At 70.4% G+C, this 15,758-nt stretch carries 17 protein-coding genes and 1 other RNA gene; 11 read left to right on the top strand and 7 right to left on the bottom strand.

Going from position 1 to position 15,758, the window contains the following annotated elements:
* Positions 1-42: 42 nt before the first annotated feature.
* Positions 43-1,101: a heat-inducible transcriptional repressor HrcA gene (hrcA, locus tag IB242_RS06055; protein WP_192276941.1), complete on the bottom strand. Its 1,059-nt coding sequence runs from the start codon at positions 1,099-1,101 to the stop codon at positions 43-45.
* A gap of 102 nt (positions 1,102-1,203) precedes the next feature.
* Between hrcA and recN the strand changes: the two genes are divergently transcribed.
* Positions 1,204-2,871: a DNA repair protein RecN gene (gene recN / locus IB242_RS06050; RefSeq protein WP_192276938.1), complete on the top strand. Its 1,668-nt coding sequence runs from the start codon at positions 1,204-1,206 to the stop codon at positions 2,869-2,871.
* Positions 2,872-3,232: 361 nt separating this feature from the next.
* On the opposite strand, the gene fur is transcribed toward recN, so the two are convergent.
* Complete coding sequence (gene fur / locus IB242_RS06045; protein ID WP_192276935.1) at positions 3,233-3,640, bottom strand: ferric iron uptake transcriptional regulator; 408 nt, start codon at positions 3,638-3,640, stop codon at positions 3,233-3,235.
* A gap of 108 nt (positions 3,641-3,748) precedes the next feature.
* On the opposite strand from fur, the gene bamE reads away from it, so the two are divergent.
* Complete coding sequence (gene bamE / locus IB242_RS06040; RefSeq protein WP_192276932.1) at positions 3,749-4,144, top strand: outer membrane protein assembly factor BamE; 396 nt, start codon at positions 3,749-3,751, stop codon at positions 4,142-4,144.
* A gap of 64 nt (positions 4,145-4,208) precedes the next feature.
* On the opposite strand, the gene IB242_RS06035 is transcribed toward bamE, so the two are convergent.
* Both IB242_RS06035 and IB242_RS06030 read right to left on the bottom strand, forming a co-directional pair.
* Positions 4,209-4,475 (bottom strand): RnfH family protein, encoded by a 267-nt coding sequence (locus tag IB242_RS06035; RefSeq protein ID WP_192276929.1) that lies wholly within the window; start codon positions 4,473-4,475, stop codon positions 4,209-4,211.
* Between the two features lie 3 nt (positions 4,476-4,478).
* Positions 4,479-4,907, bottom strand: coding sequence for a type II toxin-antitoxin system RatA family toxin (locus tag IB242_RS06030; RefSeq protein WP_192276926.1), 429 nt, complete (start codon positions 4,905-4,907; stop codon positions 4,479-4,481).
* Between the two features lie 60 nt (positions 4,908-4,967).
* Here IB242_RS06030 and smpB point away from each other — a divergent pair, with 60 nt between their 5' ends.
* From smpB to IB242_RS20820, 9 genes are all read left to right on the top strand, one after another.
* On the top strand, positions 4,968-5,477 hold the full coding sequence (smpB, locus tag IB242_RS06025; RefSeq protein WP_192276923.1) for an SsrA-binding protein SmpB: 510 nt from the start codon (positions 4,968-4,970) through the stop codon (positions 5,475-5,477).
* Positions 5,478-5,612: 135 nt separating this feature from the next.
* Positions 5,613-5,967: a transfer-messenger RNA gene (ssrA, locus tag IB242_RS06020) on the top strand.
* Positions 5,968-6,117: 150 nt separating this feature from the next.
* On the top strand, positions 6,118-6,291 hold the full coding sequence (locus IB242_RS06015; protein ID WP_192276920.1) for a hypothetical protein: 174 nt from the start codon (positions 6,118-6,120) through the stop codon (positions 6,289-6,291).
* Between the two features lie 124 nt (positions 6,292-6,415).
* A complete protein-coding gene (locus IB242_RS06010; protein ID WP_192276917.1) occupies positions 6,416-6,784 on the top strand; it encodes a hypothetical protein in 369 nt (122 codons plus the stop codon).
* A 57-nt stretch (positions 6,785-6,841) separates the two neighbouring features.
* Positions 6,842-8,119, top strand: coding sequence for a TolC family protein (locus IB242_RS06005; protein WP_192276914.1), 1,278 nt, complete (start codon positions 6,842-6,844; stop codon positions 8,117-8,119).
* Positions 8,116-8,469, top strand: a complete 354-nt coding sequence (locus IB242_RS06000; protein ID WP_192276911.1) for a hypothetical protein — start codon at positions 8,116-8,118, stop codon at positions 8,467-8,469. Before IB242_RS06005 ends, IB242_RS06000 begins: the two co-directional genes overlap by 4 nt.
* Positions 8,466-9,473 carry an efflux RND transporter periplasmic adaptor subunit gene (locus tag IB242_RS05995; protein ID WP_192276908.1) on the top strand — a complete coding sequence of 336 codons (1,008 nt, stop codon included), beginning with the start codon at positions 8,466-8,468 and terminating at the stop codon, positions 9,471-9,473. The genes IB242_RS06000 and IB242_RS05995 overlap by 4 nt, the downstream gene beginning before the upstream one ends.
* Before the next feature lie 10 nt (positions 9,474-9,483).
* Positions 9,484-12,681: a CusA/CzcA family heavy metal efflux RND transporter gene (locus IB242_RS05990; protein ID WP_192276905.1), complete on the top strand. Its 3,198-nt coding sequence runs from the start codon at positions 9,484-9,486 to the stop codon at positions 12,679-12,681.
* A 30-nt stretch (positions 12,682-12,711) separates the two neighbouring features.
* On the top strand, positions 12,712-12,948 hold the full coding sequence (locus IB242_RS20820; protein ID WP_343237092.1) for a hypothetical protein: 237 nt from the start codon (positions 12,712-12,714) through the stop codon (positions 12,946-12,948).
* Between the two features lie 58 nt (positions 12,949-13,006).
* On the opposite strand, the gene IB242_RS05980 is transcribed toward IB242_RS20820, so the two are convergent.
* From IB242_RS05980 to IB242_RS05970, 3 genes are read right to left on the bottom strand one after another with little or no spacing between them, the layout of a single operon-like run.
* The gene (locus IB242_RS05980; RefSeq protein WP_192276899.1) at positions 13,007-13,540 is read right to left on the bottom strand and encodes an MgtC/SapB family protein; all 534 of its coding nucleotides are present in this window, start codon (positions 13,538-13,540) and stop codon (positions 13,007-13,009) included.
* Positions 13,541-13,598: 58 nt separating this feature from the next.
* Entirely contained in the window at positions 13,599-15,020 is a 1,422-nt protein-coding gene (locus tag IB242_RS05975; protein ID WP_192276896.1) for an efflux transporter outer membrane subunit, read from the bottom strand.
* Positions 15,014-15,748 (bottom strand): SDR family oxidoreductase, encoded by a 735-nt coding sequence (locus IB242_RS05970; protein WP_192276893.1) that lies wholly within the window; start codon positions 15,746-15,748, stop codon positions 15,014-15,016. The genes IB242_RS05975 and IB242_RS05970 overlap by 7 nt, the downstream gene beginning before the upstream one ends.
* Positions 15,749-15,758: the final 10 nt, after the last annotated feature.

The following is a 15,758-nucleotide window of genomic DNA, read 5'->3' as shown; positions in this document are numbered from 1 at the left end:
CGGCCGCCCACCCCGCCGCTATGGGGCCCGCCCCGAACGGATTCAAGTCGCCGCGCGCTCTCCGGGCGGCTGCAGGGCGGCGCCGAGCATGTCGGCCGTGGCCTGGACCACCGGAATCACCCGGTCGTAGGCCATCCGGCTCGGGCCGATCACCCCCAGCACGCCCAGCACCTGTCCGCCCGCCGCGTACGGCGCGGTGACCAGCGACATCCCGTCCAGCGGGGCCAGCCCGGTTTCCTCGCCGATGAAGATGCGCACGCCGGGCGCCTTCTGGGTGCGCTCGAGCAGCTGCAGGATCTCGCGCTTGCTGGCGAAGGCCTCGAACAGGTCGCGCAGCCGGTCCAGGTCGGACAGGTCGGACAGCCCCATCAGGCGGGTCTGCCCGGCCAGCACCATGTCGTCGTCCGGCGGCTGCAGCGCGCCCTCGGCCAGTTCCACCGACTGCGCCAGCAGCTGCTCCATTTCGTCGCGGGCCTGGCGCAGCTCATGCAGCAGCGTGGCCCGGATCTGCGCCAGCGGCCGGCCGGCGCAGTGCGCGTTGAGGTAGTTGGCGACCCGCTCGAGTTCGGCCGGCTCGTAACTGCGCTGGGGCTCGATCACCCGGTTCTGCACCTCGCCGTCGGCGAACACCACGATGGCCAGGATCCGGCGCCCGCCAAGCGGCACGAAATCGATCTGCCGGAACGCGAACTGGCCGCGCTGCGGCGCACCGACCACCCCGACGAAGCGGGTCATCGCCGACAGCAGCTCGGAGGTGCTGCCCAGCAGCGCCTGGGTCCCGTTGGCCGCACTCAGCTCGCTGCGCAGCCTGGCCAGCTCGCGCTCGCCCAGCGAGCGCACCTGCAGCAGGCTGTCGACGAAGACCCGGTAGCCCTGCGCGGTCGGCACCCGCCCGGCCGAGGTGTGCGGCGAACTGAGCAGGCCGCTGTCCTCCAGGTCGGCCAGGATGTTACGGATCGTCGCCGCACTGACATCCAGCCCCGCGTGCCGGGCCAGGGTCTGCGAGCCCACCGGCTCGCCATCCTGGATGTAGCGGCCGATCAGCGTACGCAGCAGCTGGCGTGCACGTGGATCGAGCTGGACGGGGGCGGCGGGAGGCATGGCGGATTGATAGCCGGCGCCATCGGCCATTGCAAGCGCCGGCGACGGTGGTCGGCGACGGCGGCGATGCGTTCTAATGGGTGTCCACGGAGCCCACCGCGCATGCTCAGACATCTCGCACTCAAGGATTTCGCCGTCGTCCGCGTCACCGAGCTGGAGTTCGGACCAGGCATGACCGTCATTTCCGGCGAAACCGGCGCCGGCAAGTCGCTGCTGGTCGACGCGCTGGGCTTCCTGTCCGGCCTGCGCGCCGACAGCGGCGTCGTCCGCCATGGCAGCGAACGCGCCGAACTGGCCGCCGAATTCGAGCTGGACGACGGCGCGCCGGCCCTGGCCTGGCTGCAGGCCAACGAACTGGACGAGGACGGCCAGTGCCAGCTGCGCCGCGTGATCCGTGCCGATGGCGGCTCGCGCGCCTGGATCAACGGGCGCCCGGCGACGATGGCCCAGCTCGGCGAACTGGCCGGGCTGCTGGTCGAGATCCACGGCCAGCACGAGCACCAGTCGCTGATGGCGCGCGCCAGCCAGCTGGCCCTGCTCGACGCCCATGCCGGCAACGCCGCGCAGCGCGCCCGCGTACGCGAGGCCGCGCGTCACTGGCAGGGCCTGCTCGACGAGCGCGAGCGGCTCTCTGCCCAGGGCGACGTGTCCGACCGCATCGCCTGGCTGGAGCATCAGCACGCCGAACTGGAGCGCGAGGACCTGGACCCGGCCGCGCTGGAGGCACTGGATGCCGCGCACCGTCGCCAGGCGCATGCGGCCGGCCTGATCGCCGCCTGCGACGAAGCCGTCGCCCGCCTCGGTGGCGACGAGGGCCCGTCGCTGGACCGTCTGCTGCTGCAGGTCCGCGCCGCGCTCGGCCGTGCCACCGAACACGAACCGCGCCTGGGCGAAGCCGACGCGCTGCTGGAAAGCGCCGGCCTGCAGATCGACGAGGCGCTGGCGATGGTCAACCGCATCCGCGACGACCTGGAACTGGACCCGGCCCGGCTGGAAGAACTCGAGGCGCGGCTGGCCCGTGTCCACGACCTGGCCCGCAAGCACCGGGTCACTCCGACCCAGCTGGCCGAGCGCCGCGACGCGCTCGGCAGCGAACTGAGCGCGCTGCGCGGCGCCGGCGAACGCCTGGCCATCCTCGACCAGGAGATCGCCCAGTCCCGCGACGCCTGGCAGAAGGCGGCCGACGCCCTGGGCACCACCCGGCGCAAGGCGGCCGATGCGCTCTCGAAGGCGACCAGCACGCTGATCGGCGAGCTCGGGATGGGCGGCGGGCGCTTCGTCATCGAACTGGAGCCGGTCGAGCCCGGCAAGCCGGACCCGAACGGGGCCGAACGCGCCGAGTTCCTGGTCGCGGCCAATGCCGGCCAGCCACCGCGGCCGCTGCGCAAGGTCGCGTCCGGCGGCGAGCTGTCGCGCATTTCGCTGGCGATCGAGGTCGCCGCGCTCGGCTCGGACGCGGTGCCGACCATGGTGTTCGACGAGGTCGACTCCGGCATCGGCGGCGCGGTCGCCGAGATCGTCGGCCAGAAGCTGCGTGCGCTCGGCACCGAACGCCAGGTGCTGTGCGTGACCCACCAGCCGCAGGTCGCCGCGCAGGGCCACGCCCACTACCGGGTCAGCAAGGCGCCGGTCGAAGGCATGACCCAGAGTTCGGTCGAGCGTCTGGACGCCAAGGCCCGCGAGCAGGAAGTGGCGCGCATGCTCGGCGGCGTCGAGGTCAGCAAGGAAGCGCATGCGGCCGCGCGCCGGTTGATTGCCGGCGCGGCCTGAGCGGAGACGGTGCGGGACCCGGTTGCCTGCACGAACCGGCGCGTCGACACGCCCCGGCTGGAAACGCACTCCAACGGATCATCCCCCATGAAGCAGGAAGGTGCGCCCATCTGCGGCCGTCCGGCTCCGGGCAGGACCGGAACTCCAGCACCATGGACGCGCGCCGGGCTCCCGACCCGCGCCGTCCAGCCATCGGGCAGGCGCCGAGCCGCGGCGCGACGTCATCGCCCGGCGGATGGTCGCCGACCGGCAGGCATGCCGACGCTGGCGATACGGGCGCCGGAACCGGGGGAAGTGGATGCCCCGGCGATGCGTCGCCGGAAGCGACCGGCGCGGTCCGCGCCGGCCGGCAGACGACGGCTCAGCGCCGCTTCTTGCGGACGTACAGCACCAGCGAGTGTTCTTCCAGCTCGTAGCCGTACTTGGCGGCGATCTCGCGCTGCAGCTTTTCGATCTCGGCGCTTTCGAACTCGATGATCGCACCAGTGTCGACGTCGACCATGTGGTCGTGGTGGCCGCCGCGGTCCAGTTCGTACATCGCCTGGCCGCCCTCGAAGTTGTGCTTGAGCACCAGCCCCGCGGCTTCGAACTGGGTCAGCACGCGGTACACCGTGGCCAGCCCGATCTCGTCGCCATGCTCGAGCAGCGCCCGGTAGATGTCCTCGGCGGTCATGTGGTGCTCGGGCTTCTTCTGCTCGAGCAGTTCGAGGATGCGCATGCGCGGATGCGTCACCTTGAGGCCGACGCGGCGCAGATCGTTCGATTCCATGGCTCTTTCTCCGTTCACTGGCGGTTTACCGCCGGCCGCCATGTAGCGGGCCGCGACAAGCGCCGGGAGTGTATCATCGCCCCACCGTCCTTCCCGCGTACCCGCACGATGCTCCGACGCCTGCTGCTGATCGCCCCCCTGTCGCTCGCCGTCGCCGGCTGCGGCATCCTCTACAAGCAGCCGATCTACCAGGGCAACCTGGTCGAGAAGGAAGCGGTCGAACAACTACGTGCCGGCCTGACCAAGCAGCAGGTCGTCGGCCTGCTGGGTACGCCGTCGGTCGCCGATCCGTTCCATGCGCAGCGCTGGGACTACGCCGGTTCGCAGCGTGTGGACCGCGCCGGCAACGTCGAGCGCAAGAACCTGGTCCTGCACTTCGAGAACGATGCGCTGGTCAGCTGGGAAGGCGACTACTTCGCCGAACAGGACGCCGAGCTCGCCGGCAAGTCGCTGCGCCAGTTCGGCCCGAACCTGGCCCGCGACAAGAACCAGCGCCGTCGCTGAGGCGTCGATCGCAGTCACGGCGCCCGTGCCCGCGGGCGCCGCAGCAAACACGACCGGATCCGCGTCAGCCTTCGCGCTGGCGATCAGCGCGCCTGCGCCGCGCGTCCTTCGGGTCGGCCACCAGCGCCCGCAGCAGTTCGACCCGGTCGCCATCGTGCAGCAAGGTCTGCCGGTCGGCAGCCACGCCGAACACCGCATAGCCGGCCACGCTCCCGGTGTCGTCCAGGGCCGCCATGCGCAGGGCGTCGTCCACGCACGCACCGTCGGGCAGCTGCAGCTCGCGCAGCACGTGGCGCCCCGGCCAGGCCATCACCAGCTGCACGCGCAGCATCGATCAACCCTCGCGGTCGGCCACACGCACGAAATCGTCGACCATGCGGTCGGCCAGTCCCTGGAAACCCAGCGCGAACACCGGGCCCAGCAGGCGTGATGCAGGCTCGAAATCCAGGGTCAGGGTGACCTTGCAGGCTTCGTCCGACAGCGGCTGGAACTGCCACAGCCCGTGCAGCCGCTTGAACGGTCCGTCGCGCAGCTGCATGTCGATCCGGTGCGGCCGCTCCAGCAGGTTCTCGGTGGTGAACCAGGTCCGCAACGATCCCAGGCCCAGGTCCAGCCGCGCCAGCATGCGGGTGTCGTCGTGTTCGAGCACTTCGGCGGTTTCGCACCAGCTGAAGCGGCGCGGATAGGCGGCGACGTCGTTGACCAGGTCGAACATGCGGTGGGCCGGGTGGCCGACCAGGGCGCTGCGTTGGATCTGCGGCATGTGGAAGGAAAAACCTGTACGGGTGCAGCCTGCCGCCCCGAATTCGGCGACAATGGGCGCATGAGCAAGAAGTCCGCCAATGATAAGGCAAAGGCGAAGAACGAGCCGGCCAACCGCACCATCGCGCTGAACAAGCGCGCCCGCCACGAGTACCACCTGGTCGACCGGGTCGAGGCCGGCCTGGCGCTTCAGGGCTGGGAGGTGAAGGCGATCCGTGCCGGTCGCGCCAACCTCACCGACGGCTACGCCTACGTGCAGGATGGCGAGATCTTCCTGATCGGCGCCCAGATCACCCCGCTGATCCAGGCCTCGACCCATGTGATCGCCAACGACCGCCGCCAGCGCAAGCTGCTGCTGCACCGGCACGAGATCGACAAGCTGATCGGCGGCGTCCAGCGCGACGGCTACACCCTGGTGCCGACCGCGATGTACTGGAGCAAGAACAAGATCAAGCTCGAGATCGCGCTGGCCAAGGGCAAGCAGGACCACGACAAGCGCGAGACGCTGAAGGAGCGCGACTGGCAGCGCGAGAAGCAGCGCGTGATGCGCCGGCACAACAAGGACGCCTGATCCGGGCGCAGCGCTGTGCCGGTGGGTGGTGCGGTCATGAATGCAGGGCATCGCGAGCGGCGCGCGCCCTTGTGGGCCTGCCCGCCCGCCCCTACACTGCTCCCCGTCTGGCGATCTTTCTCGCCCGAAGTTTCCGGGGGTGTCCTGGTTTCGACGGGGGCTGCGAAGTCGACTGGCGCATGCCGAGGGGGCAGCTTTCCTCGTTAATCCAGCGGCAAAACTCTAGTTGCCAACGACGACAACTACGCTCTCGCCGCTTAAGGCGTAAGCCCCGAACCTATCTTGTGCCCGTGCTCGTAGGTGTAGGGTCATTATCACGGAACCGGCTGTGACGGCTGCCTGTCAGTCACGGCTTGAACAAAACAGGCTGGTTCCGGGATGCGCTTCGCGCACCGTGCTGTTCCGGAGCGAGATCCAACGGTGAGCTAAGCATGTAGTGCTGGAGATGGAGTACCTTCGGACGGCGGTTCAACTCCGCCCACCTCCACCAACGCGGCCTGCAAGGGCCAGGAAAAGCCGGGATCCCGTCGTTGGGGCCCGGCTTTTTTGTTGCCTGCAGCACACGCGTCCTGGGCCGCCACGCGTCCGTCACGGCCCGCACGTCAGCGTGGTCGTCCCCCACGGCCAGAGGACGACATCCATGGAATCCGACCGCGAACTGCTGCGGATCCTGCAGGACATCCAGGCGACCAGGCCGGTCAGCGACGAGGACGCCAACCGTGCGGTACGCGAGGGATATGCGGCGCAGGGCGAGGATGGCGACATCGACCTGACCCAGCAGGGCCGGCAGCTGGTCGACAGCAGCAAACTCTGAGATCGGTACGGACGGCGGCCGATCCTGCCCCGCGAAGATGCCGGGGCGGTGCGTCTTCCTCATCCATGCGTGCATGGCGGCCCGGCAATTGTGTAACGAGGTGAACGCCGGCTAGGCTCCATGGATGCCGCGCCTCACGCGCCTCCGCCGCCGTCCTACCCTGCTGCAGCTGCTTGCGATGGCGCTGCTGGTGTTGAGCCTGCTCGCGCGCCCGACCTTGTCCGCGCTTGGCGAACTGCATGAGTTCGCCCATGACCCGGCCGGTACCCACCTGCACCAGGACAGCCACGCCGGCGACGCGCACGACGATGACGGCGGTCTGCACGCCCTGCTCCACTTCGCACACTGCTGCGGTCACCAGCCGGCGACGCCGGCCACCTCGCTGACCGCGATGCTGCCGCTGCCTCCGCACGCCGACGCGCCGTCGGCCGAGGCGCCCGACATCGCCAGCATGCGCCTGCTCGCACCGTTCCGCCCTCCGATCGCCGGCTGAGCCTGGCGGCCATCACGCGGCCGCGTCCTCGCCCCGTCTTCTTCGGAGAGCAACACCATGTCCGTACGACCCGCGGCCACCGCCGCGCTGGTCGCCCTGCTTGCGTGGGCCCTGCCCGCGCATGCCGGCGACCGCCTGAGCCTGGACGATGCGCTTGCACGTGTCGCCAGGACCCATCCCGACCTGCGCCTGTGGCAGTACCAGCAGGTCGAACTTGAAACCCAGCGCGACATCGCCGCGCAGCGCCCCGCGCTGCAGGCCGGTGTCGAGATCGAGAACGCTTTCGGCAGCGGCGAAGCCAGCGGCACCGGCAACAGCGAAGTCACCTTCGGGCTGGCGTCGGTGTTCGAACGTGGCGGCAAGCTCGACGCCCGTCGCGCGCTGGCGCAGCAGCAGATCGATGGCCTCGCCGTCCAGCGCGAGACCCAGCGCGTGGATCTGATGGCCGAGACCGCACGCCGTTATCTGGCGCTGCTGGCCGCGCACGAACGCCAGGCCATCGCCGCGACCGACGTCGCCCAGCGCCAGCGCATGGTCACGGCCGCGCGCCATCGCTTCCAGGCCGGTGCCTCGCCGGAGTCGGTCCTGCTCGGCGCGCAGGCGCAGCTGGTGGAAGCCCAGCTCGACGGCGCGGCCGCGCAGCAGCGCACCGATGCCGCACGCCGTCATCTGGCCGCGCTGTGGGGCGAACGCAACCCGCGTTTCGATCCGGTGAGCACCGACCTCGGCCAGCTGCCGGAGCTGTCGGATCTGGAGACGTTGTCGGACTGGCTCGAGCGCACGCCGGAACTGGCCCGCTTCACCGATGCGCAGCGGCTGGCCGAGGCGCGCCTGCGCCTGGCCCGCAGCGACGTCAGCCCCGACATCGCGTGGTCGCTGGGCCTGCGTCGCGAACAAGCCAGCGGCGACGTCGGTCTGGTCGCCGGTCTGGGCATCGCACTGGGCAGCCGTCAACGCGCCCAGCCCGGAATCCGCTCGGCCGAAAACGCGCTGGCCGCGCTGGAGATCGAACGCGAGGTCCAGTCCACCACGCTGTACTCGACCCTGGTCGACGCGCACGACCGCTACCAGGCCGCCGCCTGGCAGAGCCGCCAGCTGCGCAGCGAGGTGCTGCCGCTGATCGAACGCGCAGAGACCGCCGCCGGCAACGCCTATCGCAATGGCGCGGCCAGCGCGCTGGAATGGCACCAGCTGCAGGCCGAGCGCATCGCCGCGCTGCGCCGCCAACTGGACGCCGTGCTCGACGCCCATGCCGCGCTGATCGAGATCCAGCGCCTCACCGGCCAGGCGTTCGTCGCCGGCCCGTCCAACGACTCCAAGGATGCTTCACGATGATCCGTTTCCTGATCCGCGCCGCCCTGCCGGCCGCGCTGCTGTCGCTGCTGCTGATCGCCTGTGGTGGCGGCAAGAACGAAGACACGCACGACCACGAGCATGAGCATGCCGCCGGCACCGATGCCGCGAACGGCCCGCATGCGCATGACGACGGCGACGACCATGCCCATAACGACACGCATGCGCATGACGACGACGCGCACGCGGCTCCGGCCGATGGCGGACGGCACGGCGATGCCGATGCCGCCGCGCAGGATGACGCGCACGCCAAAGACGACGACCACGTACACGACGATGGCCACGAACACACCGACAGCACTGCGCCGGCTGCTGCGGAGGTGTCCCGATGAGCCGTCTCCCCATCCGCGCCGCGGTACCGGCTGCCCTGCTCTGCCTGCTGCTGTCCGGCTGCGGCGACGATAAGGCCGACGCCGCGCATGACCACGACCACGCACCGAAGGCCGCCTCTTCCGAAGGCAGAAGCGGCGACCGACACGACCACGCCGAGGACGAAGACCACGCGGAAGACGGGCACGCGACCTCTACGACGATCGATGCCGCGATCGCTGCCGATGCCGGCATCCGGGTCGCCACCGCAGGCGCCGGCGTGCTGACCGATGCGCATGAAGTGCAGGGCCTGCTGCTGCCGGTCGAAGGCCGCAGCGCCCAGGTCGCGGCCCGCTTCGCCGGGCCGATCCGCAGCGTCAGGGTGCAGGCCGGCGATACCGTCCGCGCCGGCCAGGTGCTGGCCACGGTGGAAAGCAACCTGAGCCTGAGCAGCTATGCGATCACCGCACCGCTGGCCGGCGTAGTGATGAGCCGCCAGGCCGAGGTCGGCGGCATGGCCGCCGAGGGCGCGGTGTTGTTCGAGATCGCCGATCTGTCCACGCTGTGGGTGGACCTGCACCTGTTCGGCGCCGACGCCGAGCACATCGCCGCCGGCGCGCCGGCCACGGTCAGCCGGCTCAGCGACGGGGTCAGCATCGACACCGTGCTCGACCGCGTGCTGCCCGGCATGGCCACCGCCAGCCAGAGCACGGTCGCACGCGCGCGCATCGACAACAGCGATGGCCGCTGGCGCCCGGGCTCGGCGGTCAAGGCCCGGGTCACCGTCGAGAAGCGCGATGCGGCGCTGGTGCTGCCGCAGGATGCGGTCCAGCAGATGGACGGCCAGGACGTGGTGTTCATCAACACCGGCGAGCGTTACGACGCACGTCCGGTGAAGCTCGGTTACCGCGACGACCGCCAGGTCGAGATCCTCGACGGCCTGAAGGCCGGCGAGCAGGTCGTGGTCGCGCAGAGCTACGTGGTGAAGGCCGACATCGAAAAGGCCGGCGCGACCCACGCGCACTGAGGACGCCGCCATGCTCGAGACCCTGATCCGATGTTCGATCCGGCACCGCTGGCTGATGCTGGCGTTGACCGCTGTCCTTGTCGCCGTCGGCGTGTGGAGCGGCCTGCGCCTGCCGATCGACGCCACCCCCGACATCACCAACGTCCAGGTACAGATCAACACCGCCGCGCCCGGCCACTCGCCAATGGAGGCCGAACAGCGCGTCACCTTCCCGGTCGAGACCGCGATGGCCGGCATTCCCGGCCTGGACTACACGCGCTCGCTGTCGCGCTACGGCCTGTCGCAGGTGACCGTCGCCTTCCACGACGGCACCGACCTGTACTTCGCCCGCCAGCAGGTGGCCGAACGCCTGCAGCAGGTGCGCGCGCAGCTGCCGCCCGGGCTGGAGCCCGAGCTCGGCCCGGTCGCCACCGGTCTGGGCGAGATCTTCATGTACACGGTCGAGGCCGAACCGGACGCGCGCCGTCCCGACGGCCAGCGCTACACCGCCACCGACCTGCGCACGCTGCAGGACTGGGTGATCCGGCCCCAGCTGCGCAACGTGCCCGGCGTCACCGAGATCAACACCATCGGCGGCTATGCGCGGCAGATCCATGTGACCCCCGATCCGGCACGGCTGTCGGCGTATGGGCTGGGCTTCGCCGAGATCACCGCCGCGGTCACCGCCAACAACCGCAACGTCGGTGCCGGCTACATCGAACGCAACGGCCAGCAGCTGCTGGTGCGTGCGCCCGGACAGGTGGCCGACGTCGACGCGATCGGCGACATCGTGCTGGACCGTCGCGACGGCGTGCCGATCCGTGTGGGCGATGTCGCCGAGGTCGGCGAAGGCCGAGAACTGCGCAGCGGTGCGGCGACGATGGACGGCGAGGAAGTCGTGCTGGGCACGGTGTTCATGCTGGTCGGCGCCAACAGCCGCGATGTGTCGCAGGCCGCGGCCGCGCGTCTGGAAGTGGCCACGCGCAGCCTGCCGGCGGGGGTCAAGGCGATCCCGGTCTACGACCGCACCGCGCTGGTCGACCGCACGATCGGCACCGTCACCAGGAACCTGGTCGAAGGCGCGCTGCTGGTCATCGCGGTGCTGTTCCTGCTGCTGGGCAACGTGCGGGCGGCGCTGATCACCGCGGCGGTGATCCCGCTGGCGATGCTGTTCACCCTGACCGGCATGGTCCGCGGCGGCGTGTCCGGCAACCTGATGAGTCTGGGCGCACTGGACTTCGGCCTGATCGTCGACGGCGCGGTGATCATCATCGAGAACTGCCTGCGCCGCTTCGGCGAACTGCAGGCGCGGCTGGGCCGCGTGCTGTCGCTGGAGGAACGCTTCTCGCTGACCGCCAGCGCCACCGCCGAGGTGATCCGCCCCAGCCTGTTCGGCGTCGGCATCATCGCGGCGGTGTATCTGCCGGTGTTCGCGCTGACCGGCGTCGAAGGCAAGATGTTCCACCCGATGGCGATCACCGTGGTGCTGGCCCTGACCGGCGCGATGCTGCTGGCGCTGACCTTCGTGCCGGCCGCGATCGCGGTGTTCATGGGCGGGCGCGTGCAGGAGCACGACAACCGGCTGATGCGCTGGTCCAGCGACCGCTATGCGCCGCTGCTGCGCTGGTCGCTGCGCCACCGCGTGCCGGTGCTGACCGGCGCGGTCGTGTTGACCGTCGGCTGCGCCCTGCTCGCGCCGCGTCTGGGCACCGAGTTCATTCCCAACCTGGACGAAGGCGACATCGCGCTGCATGCGATGCGCATTCCCGGCACTGGCGTGGAGCAGTCGGTGCGGATGCAGCAGACGGTGGAGCGGCGGATCCTGCAGTTCCCCGAGGTGCTGCGGGTGTTCTCGAAAATCGGTACCGCCGAGGTCGCCAGCGACCCGATGCCGCCATCGGTGGCAGACACCTTCGTGATGCTCAAGCCGCGTTCCGATTGGCCCAACCCACGCAAGCTGAAGGCCACGCTGGTGACCGAGATCGAGGAGGCGGTCGAGCAGCTGCCCGGCAACAACTACGAGTTCACCCAGCCGATCCAGATGCGCATGAACGAGCTGATTTCCGGCGTCCGCGCGGACGTGGCGATCAAGCTCTACGGCGACGATCTGGAAAAGCTGGCCGAGGTCGGCAAGCGGATCGAGCAGGTCGCGCAGACGGTGCCGGGCGCGGCCGACGTGCGCCTGGAAGAAACCGAAGGCCTGCCGATGCTGGAGGTGCTGCCACAGACCGCCTCGCTGGTGCGCTACGGGCTCAACGCCAGCGACGTGCAGGACCTGGTCGCGACCGCGGTCGGTGGCGCCGAGGCCGGCCAGTTCTTCGAGGGCGACCGCCGCTTCGACATCGTCGTGCGCCTGCCGGAGCGCCTGCGCCAGGATCCGTCGGCACTGGCCGACCTGCCGGTGTCGCTGGGCGTGGCCAACGGTGCCGACGAGGCCGGCTGGGGCGGCGGCATGCGTAGCATGCCGCAGACGATTCCGCTGCGCGAGGTCGCGAAGATCGAGAGCCGCAGCGGACCGAACCAGGTCAACCGCGAGGACGGCAAGCGCCGCGTCGTGGTCACCGCCAACGTGCGCGGCCGCGACCTGGGTGGCTTCGTCGAGGAACTGAAGTCGAAGATCGAGGCCGATGTCGAGGTGCCGACCGGCTACTGGATCGCCTATGGCGGCAGCTTCGAGCAGCTGATCTCGGCCAGCCGGCGCCTGAGCATGGTGGTGCCGGCGACCCTGCTGCTGATCTTCGGCCTGCTGTTCATGGCGTTCGGCTCGGGCCGCGATGCGCTGATCGTGTTCTCCGGCGTGCCGCTGGCGCTGACCGGCGGCGTGCTCGCCCTCGCCGCGCGTGGCATTCCGCTGTCGATCTCGGCAGGCGTCGGCTTCATCGCGTTGTCCGGCGTGGCCGTGCTCAACGGCGTGGTGATGGTGTCCTTCATCCGCAGGCTGCTCGATGACGGCATGCCGCTGGCTGACGCCGTCACCACAGGCGCGATGGGCCGCCTGCGTCCGGTGCTGATGACCGCGCTGGTCGCGTCGCTGGGCTTCGTGCCGATGGCGTTCAACGTCGGCGCCGGCGCCGAGGTGCAGCGCCCGCTGGCGACCGTGGTGATCGGCGGCATCGTCTCCTCGACCCTGCTGACCCTGCTGGTGCTGCCGACGCTGTACGCCTGGCTGCATCGCCACAGGAAGGCCACCGGATCTCGCCCTGCGTTCACCACCGGGAGTGTGCAATGAGCCGCCTGTTCACTGCATCGGAGAGGCGCCATGGCCAGGTGCGATACCTGCGGCAACGATTACGACAAGGCGTTCACCGTCACGCTGGCCGACGGCCGCGGCGGGCGGTTCGACGCCTTCGAATGCGCGATCCAGGCATTGGCGCCGACCTGTGCGCATTGCGGTTGCAGGATCATCGGCCACGGTGCCGAACATGACGGACGCGTCTTCTGCTGCGCCCACTGCGCGGTTCATGCCGGCGTGGATGGCCTCCAGGACCGCGTCTGAGCGGTAGCTCCTGCCGCATCGCCTCGTGATGCGCCGCCCCCGTTACGGTGGCGGCGGCTCAGGGCTTGCCGGCACGACGGACCAGATCGGCGCCGGTTTCATCGTCACCGTCGTCAACGGCCGGCCGGGCATCCCGCGTCTGCCGCCGTGGGCGGCGTTCCAGCCAGCGCAGCATGGTCAGTACGACCAGTGCCAGCAGGGTGATCGCCAGTGCCAGCACGTAGTAGCGGAAGCCGACGGTGATGCCGATCGCGGCGACCATCAGCAGCGACGCAGCGGTGGTGATGCCCTCGACGCCGCGGCCGCCGCGCGAGGCGAAGATGGTGCCGGCTCCGATGAACGAGACACCGGCGATCACCGCCTCGACCAGACGCAGCGGATCGATCTGCAGGCCCTCGCCGGCGTAACGCTCGTGCTCGAGCACGAACAGGCTCAACCCCAGCAGCAGCGACGCCGTGCCGGCCACCAGCATGTGCGTGCGGAAGCCTGCCGGACGGTTCTTCAGTTCGCGTTCGTAGCCGATGGCCCCACCCAGGGCCATCGCATAGAGCACACCCGGCAGCAGCTGCAGTTCGGCGATCCAGTCGGTCATGCGCGCAACATCGGCGGCTTCGCGTGAAGCCGCCGTGTCGGATGTGGCACCACCGTGCTCAACCGCCGGCGAGGCCGCCCTGTGCATCCGGCGGCGGGTTCTCGCCCCAGCCGCCGAGCGCCTTGTAGACCGCCACCGCCGAGGTGTTGACCGCCGCTTCGGCGGCAGCCAGTGCATCGTCGGCCTGCAGCTGGTTGCGCTGCGCATCGAGCAGGACCAGGAAGTCGGCCGCGCCCTCGCGGTAGCTGATGTCGGCCAGTTCGGCCGCGCGGCGCGCCGCGCTGGCCTGTTCGACCACCAGCTCGAGCCGCTGGCGCTGTCGTGCGTGGGCGACCAGGGCGTTTTCGGTCTCCTCCAGCGCGGTCAGCACCGCCTGCTCGTACTGGATCGCCACGCCGTCCGCACGGGCCTCGCTGGCACGCAGGCGCGCACGCACGCTGCCGAGGTCGAACGCGGCCCAGCTGATGCCCGGCGTCACCGACCAGCCGCGGTTGTCGCCGTTGACCAGGCCGGAGCTGCTGCCGGACAGGAACCCGGCGAAGCCCTGCAGGCTGATCCGCGGGAAGAGGTCGGCGGTGGCCACGCCGACCCGCGCGGTGGCCGAGGCCAGGCGTCGCTCGGCCGCACGCACATCGGGACGGTTGCGCAGCAGGTCACGTGCATCGCCGATCGGCAACGCGCGCGCGTAGGCCGGCGTGTCGCGCGGCACCAGACGCGTGTCCAGCGCACCAGGACGCAAGCCGAGCAGCACCGCCAGCCGGTGCCGCGCCTGCGCCTCGGTGGTGCGCAGCAGCGGCAGTTCGGCCTCGATTGCCTTCAGCCGCGCACGGCTGCTCTGCACGTCCAGCTCGCTGCCGGCACCCAGTTCGTGCCGGGTTTCGGTCAAGCGCTGGGTGTCGCGCAGGTTCTCCAGCGTGCGCTCGGCCACCGCGATCCGCTGCTGCGCGCCGCGCAGCTGGAAGTAGTTGCCGGCGACTTCGGCCGCGACGCTGACCTGGGCATCGGCCAGGCCGGCCTGCTCGGCCTCCAGGTCGGCCCGCGCCGCCTGCGCGCCGCGGCGCAGACGCCCGAACAGATCCAGCTCCCAGGCCACGTCCAGGCCCAGGCTGTTCTCCTCGGTGACGGTGCGCGCGCCCTGCCCGTCGGGCGTGCCGGTGCGGGTCTGGGTGGCGCCGGCGGTGACGTGCGGCAGCACGTCCAAGCGGCGCTCGACGAAGACCGAGCGCGCCTCCTGCACGCGGGTCATCGCCAGGCGCAGGTCCGGGTTGGCGATCAACGCGTCGACCACCAGCCGGTCCAGCACCGGATCGTCGAACTGCCGCCACCAGGCCGCGACCGGCGACTGCGCGACGAACACGCCGTCGACCGCCGCATTGCCGAGTTCGACCGGCGCCGGCTCGGCGGCCCGGTACTCCGGGCCGACCGTGCACGCCGCCAGCACCGCGGTCGCCAGCGCGACCACCAGCGGACGGATCACCATGGCAGCACCTCGCCCAGGTAGGTGAAGCTGCCGTTGGGGCCGTCGTCGTCCAGCAGCGCCATCGCGACGCTGCTGTGCGCGCCCTGCTCGACTTCGATTTCGCCCTCGCCGGCATTCATGTCGGTCTTCACGTAGCCGGGGTGCACGGTGTTGACCTTGACCGTGCTGTCGCGCAGCTCGTAGGCCAGCTGCACCGTCCATGCGTTCACCGCGCTCTTGGACGCGTTGTAGGCCGGCACCTTGAAGTCGTAGATCGGCGAGCCCGGCTGCGCATGCAGGGTCAGCGAGCCGAGGATGCTGGACACGTTGACGATGCGGCCTGCGCGCGCCGCACGCAGCAGCGGGAGGAAGGCGCGTGTGGTGGCGACCACCGCGAACAGATTGGTGTCGAAGGTCGTGCGCCAGGTCTCCAGCGTCTGCTGCGAGGGCTTGAGCGCGATGTCGTCGATCATGATGCCGGCGTTGTTGACCAGGATGTCGAGCACGCCGTGGCGCTGGTTCACCTGCTCGACCGCCGCGTCGATGCTGGTCTGGTCGGTGACGTCCAGCTGCAGCGCCTCGACGCTCAGCCCTTCGGCCTGCAGCGACAGCGCCGCCTCCACCGCCCGGCCGCGGTCGCGGCCGGCCAGCAGCACGTGCACGCCGGCCCGGGCCAGCTGGCGCACGGTTTCCAGGCCGATGCCGCGGGTGGCGCCGGTGACCAGGGCGATCTTGTTTGCGTGAGTCATGGGAACACCT

Origin of the sequence: Xanthomonas sp. XNM01 (genome assembly GCF_014851915.1) — a bacterium.
Taxonomy (GTDB): domain Bacteria; phylum Pseudomonadota; class Gammaproteobacteria; order Xanthomonadales; family Xanthomonadaceae; genus Pseudoxanthomonas.
This window is presented reverse-complemented; position numbering and strand designations above follow the sequence as displayed.

Excerpts from the sequence above, each read along its gene's own strand:
- hrcA (WP_192276941.1), bottom strand. The coding sequence starts at position 1,101 with ATGCCTCCCGCCGCCCCCGTCCAGCTCGATCCACGTGCACGCCAGCTG.
- recN (WP_192276938.1), top strand. The coding sequence starts at position 1,204 with ATGCTCAGACATCTCGCACTCAAGGATTTCGCCGTCGTCCGCGTCACC.
- fur (WP_192276935.1), bottom strand. The coding sequence starts at position 3,640 with ATGGAATCGAACGATCTGCGCCGCGTCGGCCTCAAGGTGACGCATCCG.
- bamE (WP_192276932.1), top strand. The coding sequence starts at position 3,749 with ATGCTCCGACGCCTGCTGCTGATCGCCCCCCTGTCGCTCGCCGTCGCC.
- IB242_RS06035 (WP_192276929.1), bottom strand. The coding sequence starts at position 4,475 with ATGCTGCGCGTGCAGCTGGTGATGGCCTGGCCGGGGCGCCACGTGCTG.
- IB242_RS06030 (WP_192276926.1), bottom strand. The coding sequence starts at position 4,907 with ATGCCGCAGATCCAACGCAGCGCCCTGGTCGGCCACCCGGCCCACCGC.
- smpB (WP_192276923.1), top strand. The coding sequence starts at position 4,968 with ATGAGCAAGAAGTCCGCCAATGATAAGGCAAAGGCGAAGAACGAGCCG.
- IB242_RS06015 (WP_192276920.1), top strand. The coding sequence starts at position 6,118 with ATGGAATCCGACCGCGAACTGCTGCGGATCCTGCAGGACATCCAGGCG.
- IB242_RS06010 (WP_192276917.1), top strand. The coding sequence starts at position 6,416 with ATGCCGCGCCTCACGCGCCTCCGCCGCCGTCCTACCCTGCTGCAGCTG.
- IB242_RS06005 (WP_192276914.1), top strand. The coding sequence starts at position 6,842 with ATGTCCGTACGACCCGCGGCCACCGCCGCGCTGGTCGCCCTGCTTGCG.
- IB242_RS06000 (WP_192276911.1), top strand. The coding sequence starts at position 8,116 with ATGATCCGTTTCCTGATCCGCGCCGCCCTGCCGGCCGCGCTGCTGTCG.
- IB242_RS05995 (WP_192276908.1), top strand. The coding sequence starts at position 8,466 with ATGAGCCGTCTCCCCATCCGCGCCGCGGTACCGGCTGCCCTGCTCTGC.
- IB242_RS05990 (WP_192276905.1), top strand. The coding sequence starts at position 9,484 with ATGCTCGAGACCCTGATCCGATGTTCGATCCGGCACCGCTGGCTGATG.
- IB242_RS20820 (WP_343237092.1), top strand. The coding sequence starts at position 12,712 with ATGGCCAGGTGCGATACCTGCGGCAACGATTACGACAAGGCGTTCACC.
- IB242_RS05980 (WP_192276899.1), bottom strand. The coding sequence starts at position 13,540 with ATGACCGACTGGATCGCCGAACTGCAGCTGCTGCCGGGTGTGCTCTAT.
- IB242_RS05975 (WP_192276896.1), bottom strand. The coding sequence starts at position 15,020 with ATGGTGATCCGTCCGCTGGTGGTCGCGCTGGCGACCGCGGTGCTGGCG.
- IB242_RS05970 (WP_192276893.1), bottom strand. The coding sequence starts at position 15,748 with ATGACTCACGCAAACAAGATCGCCCTGGTCACCGGCGCCACCCGCGGC.